At 62.7% G+C, this 6,597-nt stretch carries 7 protein-coding genes; 6 read left to right on the top strand and 1 reads right to left on the bottom strand.

Annotation, left to right across the window (positions count from 1 at the left end):
• Positions 1-107: 107 nt before the first annotated feature.
• From BHQ40_RS02400 to pth, 3 genes are all read left to right on the top strand, one after another.
• On the top strand, positions 108-1,934 hold the full coding sequence (locus BHQ40_RS02400; protein WP_070151838.1) for a DUF885 domain-containing protein: 1,827 nt from the start codon (positions 108-110) through the stop codon (positions 1,932-1,934).
• Positions 1,935-2,199: 265 nt separating this feature from the next.
• Positions 2,200-2,811: a 50S ribosomal protein L25/general stress protein Ctc gene (locus BHQ40_RS02395; RefSeq protein ID WP_070151779.1), complete on the top strand. Its 612-nt coding sequence runs from the start codon at positions 2,200-2,202 to the stop codon at positions 2,809-2,811.
• Positions 2,812-2,937: 126 nt separating this feature from the next.
• Positions 2,938-3,507: an aminoacyl-tRNA hydrolase gene (gene pth, locus BHQ40_RS02390; protein ID WP_070151777.1), complete on the top strand. Its 570-nt coding sequence runs from the start codon at positions 2,938-2,940 to the stop codon at positions 3,505-3,507.
• 129 nt (positions 3,508-3,636) lie between these two features.
• Here the strand turns inward: pth and BHQ40_RS02385 are convergent, their stop codons facing one another.
• Entirely contained in the window at positions 3,637-4,323 is a 687-nt protein-coding gene (locus tag BHQ40_RS02385) for a DUF2490 domain-containing protein (protein ID WP_070151836.1), read from the bottom strand.
• 177 nt (positions 4,324-4,500) lie between these two features.
• On the opposite strand from BHQ40_RS02385, the gene ychF reads away from it, so the two are divergent.
• The 3 genes from ychF (at position 4,501) to BHQ40_RS02370 (ending at position 6,566) form a co-directional block, all read left to right on the top strand.
• On the top strand, positions 4,501-5,601 hold the full coding sequence (gene ychF / locus BHQ40_RS02380; protein WP_070151775.1) for a redox-regulated ATPase YchF: 1,101 nt from the start codon (positions 4,501-4,503) through the stop codon (positions 5,599-5,601).
• Between the two features lie 99 nt (positions 5,602-5,700).
• Positions 5,701-6,198 carry a DNA-deoxyinosine glycosylase gene (locus tag BHQ40_RS02375; protein ID WP_070151774.1) on the top strand — a complete coding sequence of 166 codons (498 nt, stop codon included), beginning with the start codon at positions 5,701-5,703 and terminating at the stop codon, positions 6,196-6,198.
• A 41-nt stretch (positions 6,199-6,239) separates the two neighbouring features.
• Entirely contained in the window at positions 6,240-6,566 is a 327-nt protein-coding gene (locus BHQ40_RS02370; protein WP_070151772.1) for a hypothetical protein, read from the top strand.
• Positions 6,567-6,597: the final 31 nt, after the last annotated feature.

The raw sequence follows: 6,597 nt of genomic DNA, 5'->3' as shown, positions 1-6,597 counted from the left end.
CAAGGTATAATAGACGCCATTACCACCGCCTGTGTTGCCAAGGCGAAACACCAGGCCCATAACCCCGGCAAAGATAAAGCCGGAGACCTCCCCCAATGCCCTCCCCCATAACCACCAGCCGCCGCGATTTCCTGATCGCATCGGGCGCGACCCTTGCCCTGTCCACCTTCCCGGCAAACGCTGCCCAGTCGAGCGACGCCAAGGCGGAAGCAACTCTGTCCGACATGGCGGAGCAGATGCTCGCCGATTATCCGGAAAGCGCGACCAGCCTGGGCATAGACAAGGATGCGCGCGCGCCGCTCAAGTCGCGCCTGTTCGACCGCACGCCCGCCGGTATCGAAGCGACGAAGAACCACGCCTTGTCGCGCCTGAAGAAGCTCAAGGCCATCGACCTCAAGGCTCTCTCCGCCGGGACCGCCACGGATGTCGATGTCGTGCGCACAGCGCATGAGACCGCACTGGAGGGTTTCGCCTTTCCCTTTGGCGACATGGCCGCGATCAACAGCAACTGGTCTTACCGCAATTCGCCCTATGTCGTGGCGCAGAATACCGGCGCGTTCGTCGAAACCCCGGATTTCCTGGATAGCGGCCACCAGATCGCGTCCCCGGCCGATGCCGACGCCTATCTCGCCCGGCTGGAAAGCTATGCCCGAAATCTGGACGGGGAAACGCAGCGGCTGAAGGCGGATGCGGCGCGGGGCGTGATCCTGCCTTCCTTCCTGCTCGACAAGACATTGAAGCAACAGCAGGGCGCACTCGCCCAGCCGCTCGACCAATGGGTCCCGGTCACGTCAATCGCGAAACGCGCGAAGGATTATCCCGGCGACTATGGCGCGAAGGCGCTCAAGATTGTTACAGACAAGGTCGCGCCCGCCCTTAACCGGCAGGTCGCCGAACTGACCGCCCATCGCGCGAAGGCGACCGATGACGCAGGCGTATGGAAGCTGAAGGATGGCGAAGCCTATTATGCCTGGGCGCTGAAGGCCGGAACGACGACCACCATGTCGCCGGATGAAGTGCATGCTATGGGCCTGGATCAGCTCAAGGCGCTCCAGTCGGAAATGGACACGCTGCTCAAGAGTCTTGGCATGACCCAGGGCACTGTGGGTGAGCGGATGACGGCTTTGGGCAATGATCCCAAATATCTGTTCCCGAACACCGATGCCGGGCGGCAGCAAATTCTGGATTATATCAACGGCCGTATCGCCGACATCCGCACCCGCCTGCCCCGCGCCTTCGCCACACTGGTCCCCGGCCGGCTGATCGTGAAGCGCGTCCCTGTGGAGATCGAGGCGGGCGCGCCTGGCGGCTATGCCGGGCCGGGCACGATGGATGGATCGGTGCCGGGCAATTATTACATCAATCTGCGCGATACGAGCATGTGGCCGCGCCAGTCGCTGCCGACGCTCAGCTATCATGAGGGCATTCCCGGCCATATCTGGCAGGGCGAATATACGTTCAAGCTGCCGCTGGTCCGCTCCCTCCTCGCCTTCAACGCCTATTCGGAGGGCTGGGCGCTTTATGCCGAACAGCTTGCCGACGAGTTGGGCGTCTATGAAGGCGATACGGTCGGCAAGCTCGGTTATCTCCAGTCCATCTCCTTCCGCGCCTGCCGCCTTGTCGTCGACACCGGCCTGCATGCCAAGAAATGGACAAGGCAGCAGGCGATAGACTGGTTCGCCAGCACCAACGGCTCCACGGTCGAGGAAGTCCAGGGCGAGGTCGACCGTTATTGCGCATGGCCGGGCCAGGCCTGCGGATACAAGGTCGGGCACAGCGAGATCGTCCGCCTGCGCGAGAAAGCAAAGGCGGAACTGGGCGGCAAATATGATCTGCGCCTGTTCGACGATGCAGTCGTCAAGGGCGGCAATGTGCCGATGACCGTGCTGGGCCGGAACATCGACGCCCATATTGCGGAGCGATCGAAAGCGTAGCGCCGACTGCAATCTCCGTTCGTGCTGAGTAGAGACTGAGCGAAGGCGAAGGCTCGTATCGAAGCGCCCTGCCTCAATCCTTCGATACGGCATTTCGACGAGCTCAATGCCTACTCAGGACGAACGGGTGTAGGGGAGCATAGCCGCCCGCGTCCTACCCCCCTTGCTTTTCCCACCATCCCCCGCTAATGGCCCCGCGTCCCGGCATGGTCATCCCTGGAGGCGTGACGGGCATGAACACTCAAACAGCTTTTGGAGACATGCAATGAGCGATCAGCTTACGCTGTCGGCCGAGGCACGCGATCGGGCAGGCAAGGGAGCCTCCCGCGCTCTCCGCCGCGAGGGCCGCGTACCCGCCGTCATTTATGGCAATAATGAAGAACCGTCGATCGTCCACGTCGAAGAAAAGGCGCTGGTGAAGCTCCTTGGAACCGGCCACTTCTTCAACTCGGTGGTGATGGTGAACGGCGTTCGCACCCTGCCGAAGGACGTTGCCTTCCATCCGGTTACCGATCGCCCGCTGCATGTCGATTTCCTGCGCGTGTCCGAACATGCTTCGGTACACGTGAATGTGCCCGTCCTGTTCAAGAATGAGGAAGCCTCGCCCGGCCTGAAGCGCGGCGGCGTGCTGAACATCGTTCGCCACGAAGTCGAACTGATCGTCGATGCGGCCGAAATTCCCGATGACGTGGTCGTCGACCTGACCGGCTTCGATGTCGGCGATTCGATCCACATCAGCGCCGTCACGCTGCCCAAGGGCGCGAAGTCGGCCATTGAGGACCGCGACTTCACCATCGCGACCATCGTCGCCCCGTCCGCGCTCAAGAGCCAGGAAGGCGACAACGAGACTGCGGCGGAGGGTGAAGCAGAGGCGTAAGCCTTTCTTTCTCGCACCGCTTATCCCCGTTCGGGCTGAGCCTGTCGAAGCCCTGTTCTTCCTTGAAGATCAGGCATTCCTTCGACAAGCTCAGGACGAACGGGGTTTATTTTTGGGGAATATGCCGTGCAACTCTGGGTCGGCCTTGGCAATCCGGGTCCGCAATATGCCCTCAACCGGCATAATGTCGGCTTCATGGCCGCCGATGTTCTGGCGGAGATGTACGGCTTTTCCGCGCCGAAACGCCAGTTTCAGGGCTGGTTTTCCGAAGGCCGCATCGGCCCGGAAAAGATCGCGCTCCTGAAGCCCGCTACCTTCATGAACGAAAGCGGCCGCGCCGTTGGCGAAGCCATGCGCTTCTACAAGCTCGCCGCCGAGGACGTCACCGTCTTTCACGACGAACTGGACCTTGCGCCCATGAAGGTGAAGGTGAAGCGCGGCGGCGGCACCGCCGGGCATAACGGTCTGCGCTCGACCGAGGCGCATATCGGCAACCCGTTCCGCCGGGTGCGTATCGGCATCGGCCATCCGGGGCACAAGGACCGTGTGCACGGCTATGTGCTCGGCAATTACGCAAGGGTCGAGATGGACCCGCTATCCGACATGCTCGCCGCCATCGGCGCAGAGGCGGAATGGCTGGCGAAGAATGATGATGTCCGCTTTATGAGCGATGTGGCGGGGCGTTTGGTGGACTAAAATAAGGCCCGCACCGATAATCTGAAATACAACGTGCTCCTGCGAAAGCAGGAGCCCAGTTTGGAGCGTGGGCCTGGGCTCCTGCTTTCGCAGGAGCACGTCTTGGCATCCGCCTGAATATAATAAACCCTAATGCCGCACCCACAGGCTGATCGCGGCGGCATGGTTCATCCGGCTACGCCCGGCGCCCTGGTCGATCCACTGGTTCAGATACCCCGCCTCGATCGTCGTGGCTCCCTTTACCGGAATCTCCAGCCCCACAAAGTTGCGGATCTGGTCGAATCCGCCCCGCGCGCCCCAATCCGTATCGTTCAGCGCGACGAACAGTTCGGAATATATCAATGCGCTTGGCCCCTGAACGCCCGGCTTCAGCGGCTTTTCGTACCTTAACATCTCCCGCGCGCGCCACCCCATGTCGCGTCCGTCGGATCGCCAGCGCTGCTCCAGCCGCGTCCGGGACGACAGCTCCCCGCCCCAGGGCTTGCCGATGTTCCAGCTTATCTGCTGGAAACTGCGCTCCTCATTCACGTCGCGGCCGCCATCGACCGGCTGCACGACATGGGCATAGCCCTGATACAGAGTGACGGCCGGGCTGAACCGCCAGCCGATCGCCCCGCGCATGATCGCCGTCTCCGTCCGCGACACGCCATCGCCAAAACGCGGCTGCAGCTCGCCGAAATAGACAAGATCGCCGGATACCGGCCCCATCACGGTCAGGTTGATCCACAGTTGTTCGTCATGCCGGGTCTCGGCCTGCGCCATCGCGGGAAGCAGGACAAGGGCGGCGGCCATCAGGGCCGGAAGCAATTTTCGCATGGGATCGGGCCGATAATGACCCTGCATTTTCGAGAGATGTCCGCGAGGTTACATTTTGTCGCTGGCGCGTTTCCCGCTGCATCGCCCAAGCCACTGGCCAATCCGCGCCTAAGCCTGTATCGGGCGCTACTTTCAGGATTACAGGCCAGATTGCGGGCCAGCATACAGGATAGTCTCATGGGTTTTCGTTGCGGTATCGTCGGCCTCCCCAATGTCGGCAAGTCGACCCTGTTCAACGCGCTGACGGAAACGCAGGCGGCGCAGGCGGCCAACTATCCCTTCTGCACGATTGAACCGAACGAGGGCCGCGTCGCGGTGCCCGACGACCGGCTGCAGCAGATTGCCAAGATCGGCGGCTCCGCCAAGATCATCGAGACGCAACTCGCCTTCGTCGATATCGCCGGTCTTGTGCGCGGCGCATCGAAGGGCGAGGGTCTGGGCAACCAGTTCCTCGCCAACATCCGTGAGACCGACGCCATCGTCCATGTCCTGCGCTGTTTCGAGGATGACGACATCACCCATGTCGAGGGCAAGGTCGATCCGATCGCCGACGCGGAAACGGTCGAGACCGAACTGATGCTCGCCGACCTCGAAAGCCTGGAAAAGCGCGTTCCCAACCTGTTGAAAAAAGGGCAGCAGGGCGACAAGGAAGCCAAGGCGGCGGCCGCCGTGCTCGGCCAGGCGCTCGACCTGCTGCGCGAGGGCAAGCCCGCACGCCTGACCCAGCCCAAGGATGTGGAGGAAGCCCGCCTGTTCGAACAGGCGCAGTTGTTGACCGCCAAGCCCGTCCTCTATGTGTGCAATGTCGAGGAAGCCGCGGCATCGGAAGGCAATGCCTATTCCGCCCGCGTGTTCGAAAAGGCAGCCGCAGAGGGCGCAAAGGCGGTCATCGTTTCCGCCGCGATCGAGGCTGAGCTGATCACCATGCCGGTTGAGGAGCGCGGCGAATATCTGGAGGCTCTGGGCCTGACCGAAGCCGGTCTCGCCCGCATCATCCGCGCGGGCTATGAACTGCTTGGCCTCATCACCTTCTTCACCGTCGGCCCGAAGGAAGCCCGCGCCTGGACAGTGACGCGCGGTTCGAAAGCCCCGCAGGCGGCCGGCGCGATCCACAGCGATTTTGAGAAAGGCTTCATCCGCGCCGAAACCATGGCCTATGCCGACTATGTCCAATATAATGGCGAGGCGGGAGCCAAGGAGGCGGGCAAGTGGCGCGCGGAAGGCAAGGAATATGTCACCCAGGACGGCGACATCATGCTTTTCCGGTTTAATGTGTGATTGTACGGTATTCCTGCGAAAGCAGGAATCCAGTGCCCCGCGTTCCGCCCCATCCTCTGGACTCCTGCTTTCGCAGGAGCACTTGAGGGTAGAGCTAAGGTGACTTCCCTCAAATCCGCCTTCCCGCCCAGCATCGACGCGCAGACCCGCGTCCTGATCCTTGGTAGCCTGCCCGGCGAACGCTCGTTGGCGGCAAACGAATATTACGCCCATCCCACCAACGCCTTCTGGTGGCTGGTCGGCGAAGTCATTGGCGAACCGCTGCCAGCCCTGCCCTATGCCGAACGCCTGGCCCGGCTGAAAGCGCGCCACATCGGCCTTTGGGACGTCATCGCCACGGCGTGGCGGCAGGGCAGCCTGGACGGCGCGATCCGCGACGCCACGCATCGCGACCTCGTCGGACTTGCCGCGACGTTGCCGGATTTGCGCGCCATCGCCTTTAACGGCGGCGAGGCGGCCCGGCGCGGACGCAGGCAACTGGCGGACGTTGATCGCTATGCGCTGATCGACCTTCCGTCCTCCAGCGCCGCCTATGCTGGCCTCCCCCGCGATAGGAAATTGGCGGCTTGGCGCGAAATTACGCCATTTCTGTTGTGACGGGTGGCTAGGGCGGCGCCAATCCTGTATCAGCGCCCCACATGCGCCTGCTCATCGCCCTTCTGATCGCCTGTCTGACGGCTCCCGCACTGGCCGGGGCGCATTGCGCCGAGCCTGCGCCTGCCCAGGAGCCTGCCGTCTCGCATCATGGACATGAGGGGCATGCGCCGTCATCCCCAGACCCCATGCCCGCCAAAGCGATGGCCGCGCATGAATGCATAGGCTGCATTCCGCCGACCCACGGCATTGCGCGTTTTGCAGCTTCGGTCCGCCACGTCCTTGCCTTGCGGCATGATCGCACGGCCCCTTCCCTGCGCCTGGCGTCTGCGCCCGCGCCGGAAACGCCCCCTCCCAAACGCCTCGTCTGAACCATCGGAAGACCCTCGACTTCCTAATTGC

Origin of the sequence: Sphingobium phenoxybenzoativorans, from assembly GCF_001757355.1 — a bacterium.
Classification (GTDB): Bacteria; Pseudomonadota; Alphaproteobacteria; order Sphingomonadales; family Sphingomonadaceae; genus Sphingobium; species Sphingobium phenoxybenzoativorans.
Note: the sequence above shows the minus strand (reverse complement) of the source record. Positions and strands in the feature narration are given on the sequence as shown.